23 protein-coding genes and 1 pseudogene are annotated in these 17884 nt (G+C 26.9%); 2 read left to right on the plus strand and 22 right to left on the minus strand.

Annotated elements, in window-relative coordinates; genetic code table 11:
• Positions 1–3: 3 nt before the first annotated feature.
• The 15 genes and pseudogenes from cas3 to HMPREF9127_RS09345 all read right to left on the minus strand — a co-directional run bounded on the left by cas3 (position 4) and on the right by HMPREF9127_RS09345 (position 13046).
• On the minus strand, positions 4–1650 hold the full coding sequence (gene cas3 / locus HMPREF9127_RS05495; protein WP_009449141.1) for a CRISPR-associated helicase Cas3': 1647 nt from the start codon (positions 1648–1650) through the stop codon (positions 4–6).
• 20 nt (positions 1651–1670) lie between these two features.
• Positions 1671–2369 carry a CRISPR-associated endonuclease Cas3'' gene (locus tag HMPREF9127_RS08460; RefSeq protein ID WP_009449049.1) on the minus strand — a complete coding sequence of 233 codons (699 nt, stop codon included), beginning with the start codon at positions 2367–2369 and terminating at the stop codon, positions 1671–1673.
• An 8-nt stretch (positions 2370–2377) separates the two neighbouring features.
• Positions 2378–3013, minus strand: a complete 636-nt coding sequence (locus HMPREF9127_RS08465; protein WP_009448538.1) for a hypothetical protein — start codon at positions 3011–3013, stop codon at positions 2378–2380.
• Positions 3014–3036: 23 nt separating this feature from the next.
• A complete protein-coding gene (gene cas5, locus HMPREF9127_RS08470; RefSeq protein ID WP_009448529.1) occupies positions 3037–3495 on the minus strand; it encodes a CRISPR-associated protein Cas5 in 459 nt (152 codons plus the stop codon).
• The gene (gene cas7i / locus HMPREF9127_RS05505; RefSeq protein WP_009448609.1) at positions 3485–4387 is read right to left on the minus strand and encodes a type I-B CRISPR-associated protein Cas7/Cst2/DevR; all 903 of its coding nucleotides are present in this window, start codon (positions 4385–4387) and stop codon (positions 3485–3487) included. Before cas7i ends, cas5 begins: the two co-directional genes overlap by 11 nt.
• A 68-nt stretch (positions 4388–4455) precedes the next feature.
• Positions 4456–4821, minus strand: coding sequence for a hypothetical protein (locus HMPREF9127_RS08475; RefSeq protein ID WP_218015507.1), 366 nt, complete (start codon positions 4819–4821; stop codon positions 4456–4458).
• Positions 4818–5924 carry a type I CRISPR-associated protein Cas8a1/Csx8 gene (cas8a1, locus tag HMPREF9127_RS05510; RefSeq protein ID WP_009448625.1) on the minus strand — a complete coding sequence of 369 codons (1107 nt, stop codon included), beginning with the start codon at positions 5922–5924 and terminating at the stop codon, positions 4818–4820. Before cas8a1 ends, HMPREF9127_RS08475 begins: the two co-directional genes overlap by 4 nt.
• The gene (cas6, locus tag HMPREF9127_RS05515; protein ID WP_303659954.1) at positions 5924–6454 is read right to left on the minus strand and encodes a CRISPR-associated endoribonuclease Cas6; all 531 of its coding nucleotides are present in this window, start codon (positions 6452–6454) and stop codon (positions 5924–5926) included. The genes cas8a1 and cas6 overlap by 1 nt, the downstream gene beginning before the upstream one ends.
• Before the next feature lie 271 nt (positions 6455–6725).
• Complete coding sequence (locus HMPREF9127_RS05520) at positions 6726–7385, minus strand: hypothetical protein (protein WP_009449031.1); 660 nt, start codon at positions 7383–7385, stop codon at positions 6726–6728.
• A gap of 169 nt (positions 7386–7554) precedes the next feature.
• On the minus strand, positions 7555–8544 hold the full coding sequence (locus HMPREF9127_RS09810) for a transketolase-like TK C-terminal-containing protein (RefSeq protein WP_482198259.1): 990 nt from the start codon (positions 8542–8544) through the stop codon (positions 7555–7557).
• Between the two features lie 48 nt (positions 8545–8592).
• A pseudogene (locus HMPREF9127_RS09815) lies at positions 8593–9527 on the minus strand (transketolase family protein); the annotation flags it as partial.
• A gap of 124 nt (positions 9528–9651) precedes the next feature.
• Positions 9652–11472: a molecular chaperone DnaK gene (gene dnaK, locus HMPREF9127_RS05530; RefSeq protein ID WP_009448911.1), complete on the minus strand. Its 1821-nt coding sequence runs from the start codon at positions 11470–11472 to the stop codon at positions 9652–9654.
• A gap of 16 nt (positions 11473–11488) precedes the next feature.
• Complete coding sequence (grpE, locus tag HMPREF9127_RS07895) at positions 11489–11899, minus strand: nucleotide exchange factor GrpE (RefSeq protein WP_482198260.1); 411 nt, start codon at positions 11897–11899, stop codon at positions 11489–11491.
• Between the two features lie 134 nt (positions 11900–12033).
• Positions 12034–12675: an HrcA family transcriptional regulator gene (locus HMPREF9127_RS09340; RefSeq protein ID WP_009449057.1), complete on the minus strand. Its 642-nt coding sequence runs from the start codon at positions 12673–12675 to the stop codon at positions 12034–12036.
• 20 nt (positions 12676–12695) lie between these two features.
• Positions 12696–13046 carry a hypothetical protein gene (locus HMPREF9127_RS09345; RefSeq protein WP_009449115.1) on the minus strand — a complete coding sequence of 117 codons (351 nt, stop codon included), beginning with the start codon at positions 13044–13046 and terminating at the stop codon, positions 12696–12698.
• Between the two features lie 358 nt (positions 13047–13404).
• On the opposite strand from HMPREF9127_RS09345, the gene HMPREF9127_RS05545 reads away from it, so the two are divergent.
• On the plus strand, positions 13405–13833 hold the full coding sequence (locus HMPREF9127_RS05545) for a flavodoxin (RefSeq protein WP_004833660.1): 429 nt from the start codon (positions 13405–13407) through the stop codon (positions 13831–13833).
• Positions 13834–13962: 129 nt separating this feature from the next.
• On the opposite strand, the gene HMPREF9127_RS05550 is transcribed toward HMPREF9127_RS05545, so the two are convergent.
• From HMPREF9127_RS05550 to HMPREF9127_RS05570, 7 genes are read right to left on the minus strand one after another with little or no spacing between them, the layout of a single operon-like run.
• On the minus strand, positions 13963–14625 hold the full coding sequence (locus tag HMPREF9127_RS05550; RefSeq protein ID WP_009449107.1) for an HAD family hydrolase: 663 nt from the start codon (positions 14623–14625) through the stop codon (positions 13963–13965).
• Positions 14626–14633: 8 nt separating this feature from the next.
• Positions 14634–14930, minus strand: coding sequence for a hypothetical protein (locus HMPREF9127_RS05555; RefSeq protein ID WP_009448566.1), 297 nt, complete (start codon positions 14928–14930; stop codon positions 14634–14636).
• Position 14931: 1 nt separating this feature from the next.
• The gene (locus tag HMPREF9127_RS05560) at positions 14932–15477 is read right to left on the minus strand and encodes a class IV adenylate cyclase (protein ID WP_009448807.1); all 546 of its coding nucleotides are present in this window, start codon (positions 15475–15477) and stop codon (positions 14932–14934) included.
• A gap of 1 nt (position 15478) precedes the next feature.
• Entirely contained in the window at positions 15479–15880 is a 402-nt protein-coding gene (locus HMPREF9127_RS09820; protein ID WP_009448872.1) for a Ser/Thr phosphatase domain protein, read from the minus strand.
• A 53-nt stretch (positions 15881–15933) separates the two neighbouring features.
• The gene (locus HMPREF9127_RS09825; protein ID WP_009448859.1) at positions 15934–16167 is read right to left on the minus strand and encodes a conserved domain protein; all 234 of its coding nucleotides are present in this window, start codon (positions 16165–16167) and stop codon (positions 15934–15936) included.
• Between the two features lie 8 nt (positions 16168–16175).
• Entirely contained in the window at positions 16176–16346 is a 171-nt protein-coding gene (locus HMPREF9127_RS09350) for a DUF6363 domain-containing protein (RefSeq protein WP_009449008.1), read from the minus strand.
• Positions 16337–16999 carry a patatin family protein gene (locus HMPREF9127_RS05570; RefSeq protein WP_009448873.1) on the minus strand — a complete coding sequence of 221 codons (663 nt, stop codon included), beginning with the start codon at positions 16997–16999 and terminating at the stop codon, positions 16337–16339. Before HMPREF9127_RS05570 ends, HMPREF9127_RS09350 begins: the two co-directional genes overlap by 10 nt.
• A 356-nt stretch (positions 17000–17355) precedes the next feature.
• Between HMPREF9127_RS05570 and HMPREF9127_RS05575 the strand changes: the two genes are divergently transcribed.
• On the plus strand, positions 17356–17790 hold the full coding sequence (locus HMPREF9127_RS05575; RefSeq protein WP_004833669.1) for a hypothetical protein: 435 nt from the start codon (positions 17356–17358) through the stop codon (positions 17788–17790).
• Positions 17791–17884: the final 94 nt, after the last annotated feature.

Consider the following 17884-nt stretch of genomic DNA (forward strand, 5'->3'; position numbering starts at 1 on the left):
CACCTATATAAAACTATCATATTCATATTCATAATCTGTTTTATTAACATCAATTATTTTTTCAAATCCTACACCGTCTAACAACTTACCTTCTTCAGAAGTCAATCTTATAAATCCTTTTTCATCATATTTACAATATACTTTGTATAAGTTTATATTTTTTGATATTTCAATTTTTTCTTTTAAATATTTAGTATCATATAAACCAACAGATACAGTATATTTCATAAGTTCGTCTAATTTTTTAGTATATTTTAACTTTAATTCTATTTTTTCATCTTCAGATTCACTGCAAATTAATTTGCTCTTTATATCTTTAAGTTCATTTAATATTGAATTTATCTCATTTTCATTTAAAAGTCCTCTTTCAACATCTACAGGAAAAACATTAAATGATATAATATCTCTAAATGTCTGTTTAGTTTCAGTTTCTATTCCCAAATCTCTTAATGATATATTAATATAATTATATCTGTCCTTGTATTCTTTCAAAAATGCAGACTCCTTTATTTTTTCAAAAGTGAAAAATTCTTTTATTAAATTCTGTTTATCCTTTTCAGTTAAAATACCATCCCCTTTTTGTTTAATTGCTTCTTTACTTAAATCATAAATTTCTTTATAAATAAATCCTTTTTTTGAATCTTTGTTTTCTTTTAATAAATTTTTATTTATTTCTGTAAAAACATAGCAGTTATAATCATTAACTTCTTTTTTCCCTTTTCTATTAACTCTCCCAAGTCTTTGAAATAAGCCATTTAAATCTGAAAGTTCTGTAAATAAGAAATCAAAATCTATATCTAAACTGGCCTCCACTATTTGCGTTGATATCCAAATTTCATTTCCTATATTTTCAGTTTTTCCAATTTCTATTATTTTATTTTCTTTTTCATTTCTTTCTTTTTTTATAAACTTACTGTGTAAAATATTTATATTTACTAATCCCTTTTCTTTCAAATCTGCAAAAATTTCTTGAGATTTTTTTATGGTATTACAAACAACTAAATATTTTTTATTATTTGAATTGTTTTTCACATAATGATTATAAATATATTCAGAATTAAGTTCTTCCTCTACTACTTTTACATTATGTCTTTTCATATCATTTGTAAATTCTTTAGTAATAAATTTATATTTTTGCTCCTCTTTGTTCAAATAATCAAAATTTTCTGTAAACAATAAGTCTTTTATGAAAGGTGGAAAAGTTGCTGTAATTATGCAAACTTTCCCACCTATTTCAATTATATCCTGTATTCCACGAATAAGAGTTGCAAGAAGCTCAGGACTATATGCCTGTATTTCATCTATAACAACTTTTGAATAACTCATCATAGCATTTTTAAATTCAAATCCTTTACTTCTAAAAACAAAATCAAAAATCTGATCAGGAGTTGTTATATTTAAAGGAATAGAAAACTTTTTACTATTTTCGTAATAGGATAAAATTTTATCATTATCTTCACCTTCAAAATTCTCAAGATACATACTCAAAGTGTCGCTATGCAATAATGCGAGCTTTTCTTCAATTTCTTCACCATTACAAATATTATTTCTAATCCTGTAATAAATAGAATTTATAGCTGTTTTTAAAGGCAACACAAAAAAGCCTTTGGTATCACCAATCCAATGTAATCCCGCTTCAGTCTTTCCCATTCCTGTCTGTGCAATTACTATTAAATTTTCTTTTTATTTTCCTTACAAAAATTTTGTAATTCATTCCAACTAGCTTTGTCATCTTCTCTTTTCCAACCGTTCAGCAAATTATCCAATCCCTTTTCCAAAAAATCAGGATAAAATTCAACAGGAATATGAGCACTTGCAGAATAATCACATTTATTAAGTAGTCCTAAAATTTTTATAAAGTTCATTTGATTTTCTTTATAAGAATCTTTAATCTTTTTTAAATTTCTATCTAATTTTTCTTTTCGATTCTTGTCTAAATCAGGATAAATATTTAAAAGTCTCTCTAATATCAACTTTCTATTGTCTTCACAAGTTATATATTTAAAATTATTAATATAATGATGATGATTTAAAATTGCATAAGATGCCAAATTATTCTCATTAAGAAAACTATTAGAAAAATTATTTAATTCAATATACATCATATAATATGACAATATATTATGAGGAACCTCTTTAAACTTATCAAATTTAGTATTGTTTTTAAGCCTTTCAGTAAATAAAAAATCTGCCTTACCTACGTCATGGTATATAATTGCTCTTTCTAAAATTTTACTATCTTCAGTATCTATATAATTCAAACTTATAAGTAATTCTAAACATTTTAATAAGTTTTCTGTATGCTCTTCAATAGTTTCATCCGGTTTTGCAAGTGACTCTGCTATAAATCTATTTTTGAAAATTTCCATTTAATCTCCTAAACTAAACTAACAATATAACCATCTTCATCCAAATAAATATTTTTATCTGTGGATTTATTATATTCTTTTAATTCATCAAAGTCTATTTTGTATTCAGATAAATAACCAACTCTGTACTTTTTAAATTTTCTTTTTCCATCTTGTATTTCATAATTTTTATTAATATAATAATTAGTACCTCTGGCTTCTATTTTTTCAGTTATCTCTTTAAAAATATCTTTTAAAAATATTGTTTCTTGTTCAATTGCATCTGTAGGAACATATCCACTATTATACATAAATTCAATATCATTCGGATTATCTTCATAAATATTAACAAATTTAACTTCTTTTATCTCTACAAAATCTTCACTTCTTCCAAGTGATGTTAAATTGTATATATTTTTTTCAACAGTATCCAAAACTTCTTTAGAACCCCTAATATGAACTACCAAATCTACATCATAAAGAACTTCATAATATTTAATAGAAGTAGTTAATGAAGCATAATAAGAATACGGAATTGCATATTTACTATTTTTCTCTTCATCAAATTGTAATTTTTCAAGCTTTATTTTTGAATTTAAATCATTAATTTCAGACAAAAGATTTTTATATTCCTCTGATTTCTTATCAAATTGTTTTTGTCTCATTTTAAGTTTAGAAATTTCATCTTTTATACTTTTTTCAAAATTTTAAAATCATCTGACTTCTTTTGATAAAATTCTCTTAGATTACATATTCTGATGTATTCTTTCAATTCTTCTTCATCATATATATCTATAGTAGTCCGATTCTTAAAACTATTTTCTTGAGGTTTTAAGGCTTTAGCAATAATTTTATATCCTTCATTAAAAGTATCAGGATTTTTTAATTTAACTAAAATTCCTCTATCATCCATAACATTATTTAAAAAGGTTTGATCCTTATACATTTCTTTCCCTAAGGATTGAAATCTACCTTGAATACTTATATCCATATCTTTGTATTCTTTATAGTTACAAGCATTATGAATTGCACCGATTATGGTTGAATAAGGTGGAAGTGGATAAGTCATTTTATTTTCTGAAGTTTCCTCTTTTTTATAATTAGCTTTATTTTGATGTAACTTTATCCTTAAAAGTTTATCCTTCATAATATTTTTTTACATCCCCTTTTAACTTTTCAAAAAATTCAGTAACACTTATAGGATTTAACTTTTCTTTTATTTCCTTTTCATTTACAAAATTTCCACCTTCAATAAATGCTATTTTATAATCTTCTTTATTTAGCCTTTCAATCAATTCATCAGTTATTTTTAGTGTGCTTTTTGTAACATTCACGACATTATCAAAATAGTGAGTTTTACAACTTCCAATTCCTCCAAATATTAGTAAAGGCTCAGAATTATCAAGATTTCCTTTAACAACTAATGATAAATTTTCTATTGTTTCCAATATTAAATTTACTCTTTCAATTTTTTCTGAAACTTCCGCCTCTGAATCAAAATTTTCATCAACACCCACTTTGTCTAAATCAAATGTTATACTGTATTTCTTTAATGATTTATCAAACTCATATTGATATGGCATAAGTCCAGATTCTCCGGCTTTTTCTTGTAAATTTATTCCATTATCTCTAGCATAAGTTGATGCTAAACATAAATTGTTGTGAAATCTTGTTTCATTAACAAATTCATCACATGCAACCGCATCTGTTAAATAAAATGAACTTTTTCTTATAACTGTTAAATTGTTAGTATTCATATATCCGCCTTCAAGCGCTCTACAATTTGATGCATTCAATTTTTCAGTAACTTCTTTTTGGGTTACTTTTTTATCAACTACAACCTTCAAATCATCATACATTCCACTTTGAGTCATAATTGCATTTTTCATACTTTCTCTGCTTCTGGTAGCATAAATTTTACCATTTTTAAAAACTTTTTGTACAGATGATGCATTCCCCAAACTTTCTCCATAATTTGATGTAATATTACATATAATAGTAAGTGTTAATCCTAAATTTTTCTTTTCTTTATTTTCCATTTTTAAATCCTCCTATTTGTTTTCGTTATTTCCATTTTTATTATTATCTTCTTTAACACGCAATGCATTTACAAATGTATATGCCACATTTTTATTTTTTCAAAATCTTTGAATAAATAATATGCAAAATCAAATGTTACAGAACTATAAGATGAAAGTTGAAGTAATGTTACTGAAAACTTTTCATAATCTTTAAAAGTCAAACATGAAATTAATTTATTCCTATATGCATCGATTTTTCTAGGTGTGTCTTTTAATTTAATAACAACTTTTTCTGCACTTTCCCTTGCATTAAACAAATTAAAATTCATTTGTTTCTCTTCCTTTTCAAATTGCTCTTTTTCTTTTTTGTTATTCACCATAATATCAACTCCTTCGTATATTTTTTGATTTATTCTAATTAATTGACTAATTAAAAAACTATGGTTATCTATTTTGTTTTCTTTGCTATCTTTATTTTTCCCTTACTGCCATCTCTAAGGAGCTTATCAATCAAATAATCTAAATACTTAGTATATAAGATACAATCAATAACTTCATCTAAAATCGGTTCATATTCATCCGTTCTTAATTTGCAAGGACTGTTTATTGCTTTAAAAATATTATCATCTTTTATATTTGAAATTTTTTCGAAAATTCTAATAGCGGAATTTCGTAAAAACATTGTTTCAAAATATTCCTTATTTTCCTTTTTACCATTTTTAATCTGCATATTTTTAGATATTATTTCAACTTCATAATCTAAAAATCTTGAAACATTTTTTGTAGTAAAAAACAAATTTAACTTAAAGTTTTTAAAAATCCCCACTGAATTTTTTTCATCTAAATCCAAATTTTTATCTGTTAAATAATCATTTGATTTTAATAACATATCAGTTGAAAAATTATTATTAATAAAAAATGAACTATCTCCTTTTGAAAACGCAAAAGGAATATAATCAAACTCACAATAATCCTCATATACATAAGTATTATAGTCCCAATTGAATGATAAAGATTTTGTCTTTCTCCCTTGATCAACATAATATCCCAATAACCTACATATTTTTTGTTTTTCTTTTCCCATACAACTTGGATTACAAAATTTCGAATACATTGATTTTGCCCCTTCAAATGTCTTTTTTATTAATTCAAGCTTATTATCAGATATTTTCAATAAAATATTATCCTTGTTTTTTATAGAAATTTCATCATTTTTAAATGTATTTTTCATTATTGTATTCCAAAAACTTTTTAAATTTTTAACTTTTTCTTCATCAAAATCTTCAGAATTTAAAAGATTTTCCAACCTTTTATGATGCATTTTATCTTTAAAATATTCTTCTGCAAAATCATAATATTTCTCTTCATTTTTTGATATATCTATATCATCAAAATTATATAAAAGCACATCACTTCTTCCATTATATTCTGTTGAATAATTGAGTTTATGATATTTTAGATACCTTATAATTCCAACTGCAGCTGCTGAAAATCTCCAATCAGAAAATTCTAATTTTCTATCATATCCGTTAAAATTACCTTTATCTTCTATCATTAAATCATCTCCCAAGAATCTATAAGCTGTAATAGTCCGAAACCTGATGCATTTTTACTTCCGACAGACGAAATCAGCATTTCGTTTAATAAGCTATTATCGGCATTAATTATAATTACTCCTAAACTAGCATCGATATACAATCCATAAAAAAGTACAACAGCTTTTTTCATTTCAGAAATATCCATCTTCATATCATCAATAGCGTTGGAATAATTTGGAAAATGGATTTTTAAATTTTCTTTAAATTTATCAAAGAAATCATCATCTTCAACAGTTATATGTCTGTCTGTATTATCTCCTCTATTATGGTCACGAATGACAAGAGGAGAACAAAATTTAAATCTTGCACAATTTCCAACAATCTTTTTTTCATTTACAATTTTAGCATCTGTTAAAACTATAAAATTATTTTCAGAAATTTTAAATTCCTTATCTTTATATTCTAAAAACGAATTGAAAAAGATAGTTCCAACATCTTTTTTTGGAGCTTTAAAAGTAATCTCAAAATTATTTTCTCCAACTTCAATTCTGTTAGGAAAAAATTTAGGTTTAAAAAATTTAACTGCCCATGAATATTTTTTTCATCACTTTTGATATAATCATCCCCAAAAAACTTTTCAAAAAATTCACCATTAGAATAATTTGATACTGCTGTTTTAAAAAATTTAATACAGAAACGATGATAATCTTTAGGGATGAAATTATTATCTGTTTTAAATTTTAAAACGATTTTCATAACGAACACCTCTCTTTATATTAATTTATTATTATCTTATTTTAATTTAAAATTTTAATATTTTAATCAAATGTCTTAGGTTCATAAATTTTATAATATTTTCCTTTGTATTTTATTATATTTTCCTGCTTTTCATATTCGTTTGTAGAAGAATCTTTTACCTCTGCTTCGTATAAGTCGGATTTTATTAATAGCTTTCCTTTTTGGTCATATAATTCAATTTTTTTGTCTTTCATTTTAGATACATTTTTTATTTCACTCTTAAAAATTTCTTCAAGAATAGATTTTTCTTTTAGTTCTTTAAAATCACTTACTCCGTTTTCAATCACGATTGTGTATGAAATGTTATAAATATTTTTTGTAGTTTCATGATCATCAAGACTCTTTATTTCAAAAAGTAATATTATTACTATAGAGACTAAACTTATTATATATTTTATTTTTTCAGATTTCTTTGATATTATGATGAAAAAGATGTCTTCTAACAAAGCCAAAACCCATACAAATAATCCTATAACTACCAAATCTACAATAAAAAAGAGTATAATTACTAAAGCGACAATAATAAAATGAAATAATCCATAAAATTTTAAAATCTTTTCAGGATTTTTCATTTTAGGATTTCTCATTAAAATATTATATGCTTCAGAAACATACTCCTTATTTCTAATCTTATAGAACATAATTCCTATATATACATATCTTGTCAAAATTAAAACCATTAAACCATAAAAAACAAGTATCTCATTGTTATCCTCCTAGTAATCTTATTAATTTATAACTTAAGATGATTATAACAAATTAAACTAATATATTCAACAATTTAATGAAAATATTTTCATAAAAAAATAGCGAAGTTTTTCTTCGCTATTCTTTACAAATTTTTATTAATTAAAATAATTCTTTTTTTATTTTTTCATAAACTGCATCAACTGTAAATCCATATTTTTCAAATAATAGATTTGCAGGTGCTGATGCTCCAAATGTGTCAAGACCTATTGAAATTCCATCTAATCCAACATATTTACCCCAGCCGAATGTTGATAGAGCTTCAATGCTGACTCTCTTTCTGATGTTATTAGGTAATACTCTTTCTTTATATTCTTTACTTTGCTTTTCAAATTCTTCCATACATGGCATTGATACAAGTCTTGTGCAAATATTTTCTTCTAAAAGTTTTTCACAAACTTTGTAAGCTAACCCAACTTCTGATCCTGATGCAATAATAATCATTTCAAAGTCTTTTCCAAAGTCTTTTAGAACATATCCGCCTTTTAGTGCTTCTGCTGAAGTTTCTTCTAAATTAGTCAATTTTTGTCTTGTAAGTGCTAAACAGCTTGGAGTTTTTCTATTTTTTAATGCAGATATCCAAGCATAAGCTGTTTCTTTTGCATCACAAGGTCTATACATTGAAACATTTGGTGTAGATCTAAACATTGCCAAATGTTCAATTGGTTCATGTGTAGGTCCGTCTTCCCCAACTCCAATGCTATCGTGAGTTAAAACATAGATAACGCCTTGATTCATAAGTGCAGAAAGTCTTACAGCAGGTTTTAAATAGTCGCTGAAAACAAAGAATGTTGCACAATATGGTAAAAGTCCTCCATGTAATGAAATCCCGTTACAGATTGCAGCCATTGCATGTTCTCTTACTCCAAAGTGAATATTTTTACCGCTTCTGTTTTCAGGTGAATAGTAGTCAAATTCTTTCATTGTTGATTTGTTTGAAGGTCCTAAATCCGCTGAACCTCCAAAAAGATTTGGTAATAATCTAGAAAATCTGTTTAATACAATTCCACTTGATTCTCTTGATGCCATATCTTTATCAAATTCAGTAATTGATGAATCGTTTAAGATTTCTTCGTCAATTTCTTCTTTCATAAATTTTTGGAATAAATTATATTTTTCAGGATATTTAACTTTGTATTCTTCAAGTAATTTTTCCCATTCATCAACAAAAGTATTCTTTCTTTCAACAACTTCTTTCATATATTTTTTAACTTCTTCCGGAACATAAAAACTTTCTTCATATCCCCAACCAATATTTTCTTAAATGTTGGAATATTATCTTCTCCTAAAGGTTCTCCATGTGCTGAAGCACTTCCCTCTTTGGTTGAACCATATCCAATTTTTGTCTTTATTTCGATTAATGAAGGCTTATCAGTTAGCTTTGCTCTTTCTATCGCTTCTTTAATTTCGTTAATATTATTACCGTCTGCAACAAAATAAGTATCCCAACCTAAAGCTTCATATCTGCCTCTTACATTTTCACCAAAAGCAGTTGAAGTATCCCCTTCAATAGTAATATTATTGCTATCGTATAAAACTATAAGTTTTCCAAGTTTTAGTGTACCTGCAAGTGAAGATGCTTCATTGCTGATTCCTTCCATAAGACAACCGTCTCCAACGATTGAATAAGTATAGTGATCTACTATTTTACAATCGTCAGTATTAAAAATTGAAGCTAAATGACTTTCAGCTAATGCCATACCAACAGCCATTGAAACACCTTGTCCAAGTGGACCTGTTGTAGCGTCTATTCCTGCAGTATGTCCATATTCAGGATGTCCCGGAGTCAAACTGTCAATTTGTCTAAAATTCTTTATATCTTCAATACTAACACCATAATCGAATAAATGAAGTAATGAATATAAAAGCATAGAACCATGTCCTGCTGATAAAATAAATCTATCTCTGTCAAACCAATTTGGATTTTTAGGAGAAATCTTCATACAATCATTAAATAAAGTAAATGCCATTGGTGATGCTCCAAGTGGAAGTCCGGGATGTCCTGACTTTGCTTTTTGAATAGCATCAGCACTTAATGTTCTCATAGTATTAATACATAAATTCTTAATTTCCATATCATTTCCTCACTTAAATATATTATTTTTTTAAATAAACTTAACGAACTTATTATATCAATAAATACATTTTTTTCAATAGAAAAGGTAGTGCATCACACACTACCTTTTAGCATTTTTTATTCTATTTATTTTCGTCTTCATCAACTACTTCATAGTCAGCATCAACTACATCATCTTTCTTTGGTTCTGCTCCTTGTCCTTGTGGGTTAGCATTTTGATATAATTTTTCTGAAATTTTGTAGAATTCTTGAGTTAAAGCGTCATTCTTTGCTTTAATGTCTTCTACATTGTCAGTTGTTATTGCTGATTTTAAATCTTCTAATTTTGCATTAACTGCAGATTTTTCATCTTCTGAGATTTTTCCTTCTAAATCTTTCAAAGTTTTTTCAGTTTGATAGATTAAAGATTCAGCATTATTTTTAGTTTCTACAACTTCTTTTTTCTTCTTATCTTCTTGAGCAAATTGTTCTGCTTCTCTAACTTTCTTATTAATTTCATCTTCAGATAATTTTGTTGATGCAGTAATTGTAATCTTTTGTTCATTTCCTGATCCTAAATCTTTAGCACTAACATTTACAATTCCGTTAGCATCTATATCAAAAGTAACTTCAATTTGTGGAACTCCTCTTGGAGCAGCAGGAATACCTGTTAATTGGAATCTTCCTAATGTTGTATTATCATGAGCAAATTCTCTTTCACCTTGTAAAACATGGATATCTACTGCTGTTTGTCCATCTGCAGCAGTTGAGAAAATTTGACTTTTTTTAGCAGGAATAGTTGTATTTCTTTCGATTAATCTTGTCATTACACCACCCATTGTTTCGATACCTAATGACAATGGAGTTACGTCTAATAATAATAAATCTTTAACTTCTCCTGTTAAAACACCACCTTGAATTGCAGCACCGATAGCAACACATTCATCAGGGTTAATATCTTTTTGTGGTTCTTTTCCAATTAATTTTTTAACAGCTTCTTGTACAGCTGGAATTCTTGTTGAACCACCAACTAGAAGAACTTTATCAATTTCAGATGCAGTAAGTCCAGCATCACTTAATGCTTCTCTAACTGGAACTAATGTTTTATCAATTAAGTCTGAAGATAATTCTTCGAATTTTGCTCTCTTAATATCCATATTTAAATGAACCGGCGCTCCATCAACAGCTGTAATAAAAGGTAAGTTTACATTTGTAGTCATTGTTGTTGAAAGTTCTTTTTTAGCTTTTTCTGCAGCATCTTTTAATCTTTGCATTGCTGTTACATCTTTACTTAAGTCAATACCATTTTCTTTTTTGAATTCTGAAATCATATATTTCATTAAAACTTCGTCAAAATCATCTCCACCAAGTCTATTGTTACCTCTTGTAGCTAATACTTCAAAAACTCCGTCTCCGATTTCCAAAATAGAAACGTCAAATGTACCACCACCAAGGTCAAATACCATTATCTTATGTTGTTCAGTATCTTTATCCATTCCATAAGCAAGGGCTGCAGCAGTTGGTTCGTTTATAATTCTCTTAACATCTAAACCGGCAATCTTTCCTGCGTCTTTTGTAGCTTGTCTTTGGCTATCTGTAAAGTAAGCAGGAACAGTTATTACAGCTTCTGTAACAGTTTCTCCTAAATAACTTTCAACATCTGATTTAATCTTTTGTAAAATCATTGCAGAAATTTCTTGTGGGCTATATTCTTTATCATCAATCTTTACTTTATAATCTGTACCCATTTCTCTCTTAATAGAAGTTATTGTTCTTGCTGCATTTGTAATTGCTTGTCTTTTAGCAGTTTCTCCTACTAATCTTTCTCCATTTTTTGTAAAAGCAACAACTGAAGGAGTAGTTCTATTTCCTTCTACGTTTGCTATAATTGTTGGTTCTCCACCTTCCATAACAGCTACTGCTGAGTTTGTTGTACCTAAATCAATACCTATAATTTTTGACATAATCTTTTCCTCCTTATTATTCACTAACTTTAACCATACTTGGTCTAATTACTTTATCTTTAATTTTATATCCTTTTTCAAAAGTTTCCAATACGATACCACTTTCTACTCCATCTTTACTTTCAGTCATAACTGCATTATGTAAATTCGGATTAAAAACAGCACCATCACTCTCTATTTCTTCAACCATTTCTGTCTTTAAAACTGATTCAAATTGATCTTTAATCATAACAAAACCTTTAATTGTATCATCCTCTAAATTAGCATGAGTAAAAGCTCTATTAAAATTATCTAAAACAGGTAATAATTTTAAAATTAAGTCTTCATTTGCAAGTATAATAGAATTTGATTTTTCTCTTTCAGTTCTGTTCTTGTAATTTATAAAATCAGCTTGAAGCCTTAAAAGTTGATTTTTTAATTCTTCAATTTCTGAATTTAATTTTTTTCAACTTCATCAGAAGAGTTTTGTTCTAAAGCTTTTTCTTCCACTTTTTCAGTAGTTTCTTCTTTAATCTCATCTTCTAATTCTTTTTTATCTTTTTTCAACTATTTCGCCTCCCGTCATTTTAAAATATCTCTAAATCTATCATTTAAACTTAACATAGTCGATATTATCTTTTCATAGTCCATTCTTGTCGGACCAATAACTGCAATTTTCCCTTTACTTCCGTCTCCAAGGTCATAAGATGTAGCAACTATTGTATTTTCATTTAAAAAGTCTTTATTATTTTCACGACCTATGCTCACATATATTTCATCTCCGCTATAACTCAAGAACAAATTCTCCAATTCACTTTTATCCTCTAAGAAATGTATAAGCTCTTTAGCTTTATTCAAATCCCTGTATTCCGGAAAATTAAATATATTGGAAATTCCTTCTAATTCAATACTGGATTTTTCAGTCTTTGAAATCTCATTACCTATTAAATCTGAAATGTCTGTTATAAAAGGAATTTTTGAAACAAAAGTAAGCTTCAAGTATTCCAGTCTTTCGTTTAAATCAGATACTTTAACATTTATTAAATACTTCTTTAAATAAAATATTAAATCTTGTAAAATCCCTTCATTAAGTTCTGTTTTTGAATCAAAAACTGTATTAATTACTTTTCCATTATCAAAAACTAATACTAAAACATAACAATTTCCACTAATATTTATAACATCGATACTCTTAACTGAACAATCCATATAATCTGTAATCATTGTTGCCGTTATACATTCCGTTACCTCCGAGATAATTTTTGCGGATTCTTTAAAAATTTTACTTTTTCATTGATATGTTTTGATAAAATGTCGATTCCGTACGTATTTTTAGAAATCTCATCAAAATGAGAAGACAATAAATAATTAACATAATGTCTGTAAGCCTTATCTGATGGAATTCTTCCGGAAGATGAATAAGCCTTATTTAAAAAACCAAGTTCTTCTAAATCGCTCATCTCATTCCTTACCGTTGCCGAACTTACTCCCATATCGTATTGTTTTGAAATTGTTCGAGACCCAATAGGTTCAGATGTATTGATATAACTATCTATTATGGCATATAAAATCTTCAATTTTCTATCATCAAGCATTTTATCACCTCTTTTTAGCACTCAATCTATTAGACTGCTAACAATATTATATTACTATTATTCCCCTATGTCAAGTTTTAAAACATTTTTATTAAAAATTTTTTATTAGCTGTTTATCAAAAATTTTAAAGCTGATATACAGGTTTTTTGTAAAAAATTAATTCGTCATATAACATATAATGTAAAAAGTTTTTTGAACAGTTGACAAATTTTGATAATATTGTTATTATTATCTTGTAGAAATTGTTAATTAAATTTAAAATACTTATTTTAGATTTAATTATGATTTAATATTGTATTATATTAATGGTACAATAAAATTTTACTTTATTAGTTAAAATTTAAGGAGGACTTTTAAATGAAAGTAGCAGTTGTATATTGGTCAGGTACAGGTAATACTGAAAAAATGGCTGATTGTATCGCCGAAGGAATTGAAAATGCAGGTTCTGAAGTTGAAGTAATCTTCTGTGACGATTTTGGAGCAGATATGTTAAATGATTATGATTTAGTTGCATTCGGTTGTCCGGCAATGGGAGATGAAGTTCTTGAAGAATCAAGCTTTGAACCAATGTTCGAAGAAGTTGAAGAAGAATTAAATGGAAGAAAAATCGCTTTATTCGGATCTTATGAATGGAATGAAGGACAAAAATGGATGAAAGACTGGAAAGTTAGATGTGAAGGCGTTGGAGCTAAAATCGTAGCTGAACCACTTTGCGTATATGATTGTCCTACACCTGAAGACGAAGATGACTGTGTAGCATTTGGAGAAAAAATCGCTAAGGCATAATTCATTAAAAAACAAAAAGTAGCCAATGAGCTACTTTTTTTATGTTCTTAATATCAAAAATTTTAAATTATAAAGTTGTTACATCAGCTTTTAACTTATAAATAACATCTTTTCTCTCTACGATTATATTTACTTTTTTGAAAGTTCTTCATCGTTTTTTATTCTTTGCAATAATTTGTTTGACGGATTAATTGTATAAGCATTACCGAATCTTCTAAGCATTGATAAGTCTCCGGTTGTATCTCCATAGGCATAAGACTTTTCGATGTCTATATTATATTTTTCAATGATTTCATTACAGACTTCATCCTTTCCTTCGCTATGCCACATCGGTACAATTTCTCCTGTGAATTTTCCATCTTCATCAAATAAATATTTTGTTGCTCTAAATTCTGTAACACCATATTTTTCAGCCATTTCCTTAACCAAAAAATCAGGGCTTCCTGAAATAAAAAATATTAAATGCCCATTAGCTTTATGAAATTCTAACTGATTTCTTGAAAATACATAAACCCTTTCAAATACTTTTCTTATAGATTGCTCTGCAATAAATTTATTATATTGGATATCAAAGCCTTTTAAGTCACTTCTATATTTTTCTGAAAGTGCTTCAATATAGGCATCATATGCCCCATATCTATTAACATATTCCATATATAACTGCTTTACATCATCAACCCAAACACTTTCATCTAAGATTTCATATTTTATAAGTCTTTTAAAATGTTCAATCATAAGAGATTCTCTTGCTATAGTTCCGTCAATATCAAAAAATGCGGCTATATTAGACATACAAACACCTACTTTCTCTTAAAATTCATAAGAATTAAAGCAAAAAACAGCGAAACCACTCCACTTGTCCCAATAATCATTGAATAATAAAGCGAATTAATTCCTCTTGCAGTCAAAATATTTGTCCATCCATCTGCTAAAAATACCGTTCCAACAACAATTAAAATAAATGCAGGAATGAATTTAATAAATCTATTTTTCAATAAACTAAGTAAATATGTTAAGAGCATTGCAACAAATATTGCAAGTAAGACGATACCGACTGACAATCTCTTTTTCACTAAAATTTCAAACAATTCTTTCATACTAACTCCTATTTTTTAATTCTTCTTTAAGTTCAGGTAAAGATTTAAGACAAATTTCTCCTTCGCTTATTCCCAACAAATTCAAAACTTCACACAAATCATCATAATTGGAAACTTCAATTTCCATATATGGATAAGGATAAACTTCTTTATCCCATATATCAATGTCAATATGAGCATTTCTTAATTTATATGATGTTCTGAATTTTCTCTCTATATCCAGTTTATCATAGCCTAAAAAATTTAATATTTTTAACATTTCTTCACTATTTTCTAAAGAAACATTATATTCATTAAACTCTTTTAAAATTTCATTTTCTTTATGCTCTTTATATGTTAATTCTGAATTAATTTCCTTTCCATCTCTATCTAAAAGTTTTCTAATTCTTAAAAAGCTTCCATTTGGAATACAATCCAATTTTGAAGATGTAAGTCTAATGTTTTCCTGATTTTCACTTTTTAAAAACTTCGCACCTAAATTTTTCAATTTAGTTTTTATTTCTTCAACATCTATATTTAAAATTTTAACTTCTAATTCTTTTTCCATTTTATCTCCTAATAAGTCTTGGGATAAATTTTAAGTAGTCTGCAGAAATACAATGAAATTCTATTCCGTCGACTACTTCATCTACAACATTATTCAAAGAATATGCATGAAGATGTCCGTATAAAACAATTTTTATATTATGTTCCTTAACAAATAGTCCAAAGTCATTTAAAGTTCTATCTTTTTCTACCGGTGGATAATGAAAAAGGCAAATTATCTCCTTTTCCTTATTTTTTACGGAATCATAGCTTAATTTTAATCTCATAAGCTCTCTGTTATATATCTTTCTGTCTGTATCTTCTGAGAATTCGGATGACTTTGGAGAAACCCATCCCCTAGTTCCAATAAAGACATATCTTTCCGTTTCAAAACTATTATTTTGTAAAAAGAACATATTTTTCAAATTTAAACCATTTACCTTACTTAGACTACTCCACCATAAATCGTGATTACCTTTTAAAAAATTTTCTTTCCGGGAAGACTTTCAATTCTCTTTAAATCATTATATGCTTCTTCAATTTTTAAAGCCCAAGAAATATCTCCGGGAACGACTACATAATCATCCTCTTTTACGATTTCTCTCCAAGACTTAAACATTCTTTCTTCATAATTTTCCCACGCGGAGCCGAAAACCTCCATTGACTTATCTCCAGTATAATCTAAATGCAAATCAGATAAACCGTATATCATTCTAACTCCTAAACAAATTTTTTAACCTTTTCAATACTTTGACTTGCAACCATATATCCTTCCTTATACAAATCAATAACATCTTCCATATTAGTTGTAAAAGATTTGAATTTTAAAGGATTAACCGGTGCAAAAACTAATGCTTTTTCTTCCCTTTCAAGTTTATCTACTAAATCCATAGTTTCATTATATTTATTTTTTCATTTTCCATTGATTCAATAAATTTAGGATAATCTTTATATGCATACCTTACTATATCACTAATTTCTGAATTTTCTCTTCTATATCCTCTATTTTTTGCAAGCAAAACTACAAATTTATCATAACCTTTTTCAATTGCTCTCTCAAGTGGATTAGTATTGTACATTCCTCCATCAAAATATGGAAATCCATCAATCATTACACATTTTGCCATATCCGGAAGTGATGATGAAGCTATTATTTTTTCAACCATATCCGAAGTGTTCTTTGCATCCTTTGATGAAAAGAATTTATAACTACCGTCAAGCAATGAAGTTACTCCTGCTTCAAACTCTCCTTCTAAATTCTTATCGAATTCAGGAAAAACATATAAACTATTAACCATTGATACTAAATCAATCGGCTCTGAAGAATTCTTCAACATTTCCATATTTTTTAAAAATTCTTGAAATAATTTATTAACATCAAATTTTATTCCACTAAAAAACTCAAATCCTGTAATAGCTCCGGCAGATACTCCGACAACATAAGGAAACTTTATTCCATTCTCTTTAAAACAATCTAAAACACCTTTTAAAAAAGCTCCCCTCATTGCTCCGCCTTCAATTACCAATGCAACTTTATTTTCCATAAAATACCTCACGTCTTATTAATTATATTTATTATTTTACCATATTTTTAGTAATTTCTCAAACAAACAAAATATCAAATTTATAATATTTTCTTAGTTCAAATTATTTTTAAAATATTTAATTTATCTAAACAATTAATTCATTTATAATTTTATTTATAATCCAATCTTTATAAGTAAATTTAATTTTTTTAATAATTATTTGATTAGAATAATTTTATATGATATAATTTTACTACAGTATAATCAATTGGCATAAATAAAGTGCTTATCCATTTGTACAATATAGAAATCTCAAAAATTATAAGAAAATTTGTCTTTTATATATTATTTTTATAGATAATTAGGAGGAAAAAATGAAGATTGGAGTAAGAACACCAAGTGTTAAAAAGATGACTAGCTCAAGAACAACTGGAATGATTAATAGAAAAGCAAAATCTTCTTTTAATCCACTGTATGGAAAATCAGGAATGGGTATAGTAAATAATCCTAAAAAAGCTATTTATAATAAAGTATATAATAAAACTACTGTATCTATTAAAGATATAAATATTGATATTGATATGGATAATAGTGAAGAAGATGAATACGAATCTTATAGTAAATCAAAATATAATATATTATACTTATTATCAGGATTTTTGAATATATTTTGTGGAGTATTATTATGTTCATCAAGTATATTACTTAGTGGAATTGGCTCATTTAGTATTGTATTAGGGATATTAAGTATTATCAAATATATAATAATCATAATATCCACAAAAAAGCCCCCACAAGATAGAAACTAATCTGTAATGATGTGATAAACCATTAATCTTGCAAATTAATTATATCACAATTGAACTGCTATGCTTAAATAACACATAATTAATACAACGTTGA

It is taken from the genome of Parvimonas sp. oral taxon 393 str. F0440 (assembly GCA_000223315.2).
Taxonomy (GTDB): domain Bacteria; phylum Bacillota; class Clostridia; order Tissierellales; family Peptoniphilaceae; genus Parvimonas.

Excerpts from the sequence above, each read along its gene's own strand:
- cas3 (WP_009449141.1), bottom strand. The coding sequence starts at position 1,650 with ATGGGAAAGACTGAAGCGGGATTACATTGGATTGGTGATACCAAAGGC.
- HMPREF9127_RS08460 (WP_009449049.1), bottom strand. The coding sequence starts at position 2,369 with ATGGAAATTTTCAAAAATAGATTTATAGCAGAGTCACTTGCAAAACCG.
- HMPREF9127_RS08465 (WP_009448538.1), bottom strand. The coding sequence starts at position 3,013 with ATGAGACAAAAACAATTTGATAAGAAATCAGAGGAATATAAAAATCTT.
- cas5 (WP_009448529.1), bottom strand. The coding sequence starts at position 3,495 with ATGAAGGATAAACTTTTAAGGATAAAGTTACATCAAAATAAAGCTAAT.
- cas7i (WP_009448609.1), bottom strand. The coding sequence starts at position 4,387 with ATGGAAAATAAAGAAAAGAAAAATTTAGGATTAACACTTACTATTATA.
- cas8a1 (WP_009448625.1), bottom strand. The coding sequence starts at position 5,924 with ATGATAGAAGATAAAGGTAATTTTAACGGATATGATAGAAAATTAGAA.
- HMPREF9127_RS05520 (WP_009449031.1), bottom strand. The coding sequence starts at position 7,385 with ATGGTTTTAATTTTGACAAGATATGTATATATAGGAATTATGTTCTAT.
- HMPREF9127_RS09810 (WP_482198259.1), bottom strand. The coding sequence starts at position 8,544 with ATGAAAGAAGAAATTGACGAAGAAATCTTAAACGATTCATCAATTACT.
- dnaK (WP_009448911.1), bottom strand. The coding sequence starts at position 11,472 with ATGTCAAAAATTATAGGTATTGATTTAGGTACAACAAACTCAGCAGTA.
- HMPREF9127_RS09340 (WP_009449057.1), bottom strand. The coding sequence starts at position 12,675 with ATGATTACAGATTATATGGATTGTTCAGTTAAGAGTATCGATGTTATA.
- HMPREF9127_RS09345 (WP_009449115.1), bottom strand. The coding sequence starts at position 13,046 with ATGCTTGATGATAGAAAATTGAAGATTTTATATGCCATAATAGATAGT.
- HMPREF9127_RS05545 (WP_004833660.1), top strand. The coding sequence starts at position 13,405 with ATGAAAGTAGCAGTTGTATATTGGTCAGGTACAGGTAATACTGAAAAA.
- HMPREF9127_RS05550 (WP_009449107.1), bottom strand. The coding sequence starts at position 14,625 with ATGTCTAATATAGCCGCATTTTTTGATATTGACGGAACTATAGCAAGA.
- HMPREF9127_RS05555 (WP_009448566.1), bottom strand. The coding sequence starts at position 14,930 with ATGAAAGAATTGTTTGAAATTTTAGTGAAAAAGAGATTGTCAGTCGGT.
- HMPREF9127_RS05560 (WP_009448807.1), bottom strand. The coding sequence starts at position 15,477 with ATGGAAAAAGAATTAGAAGTTAAAATTTTAAATATAGATGTTGAAGAA.
- HMPREF9127_RS09825 (WP_009448859.1), bottom strand. The coding sequence starts at position 16,167 with ATGATATACGGTTTATCTGATTTGCATTTAGATTATACTGGAGATAAG.
- HMPREF9127_RS09350 (WP_009449008.1), bottom strand. The coding sequence starts at position 16,346 with ATGGATTTAGTAGATAAACTTGAAAGGGAAGAAAAAGCATTAGTTTTT.
- HMPREF9127_RS05570 (WP_009448873.1), bottom strand. The coding sequence starts at position 16,999 with ATGGAAAATAAAGTTGCATTGGTAATTGAAGGCGGAGCAATGAGGGGA.
- HMPREF9127_RS05575 (WP_004833669.1), top strand. The coding sequence starts at position 17,356 with ATGAAGATTGGAGTAAGAACACCAAGTGTTAAAAAGATGACTAGCTCA.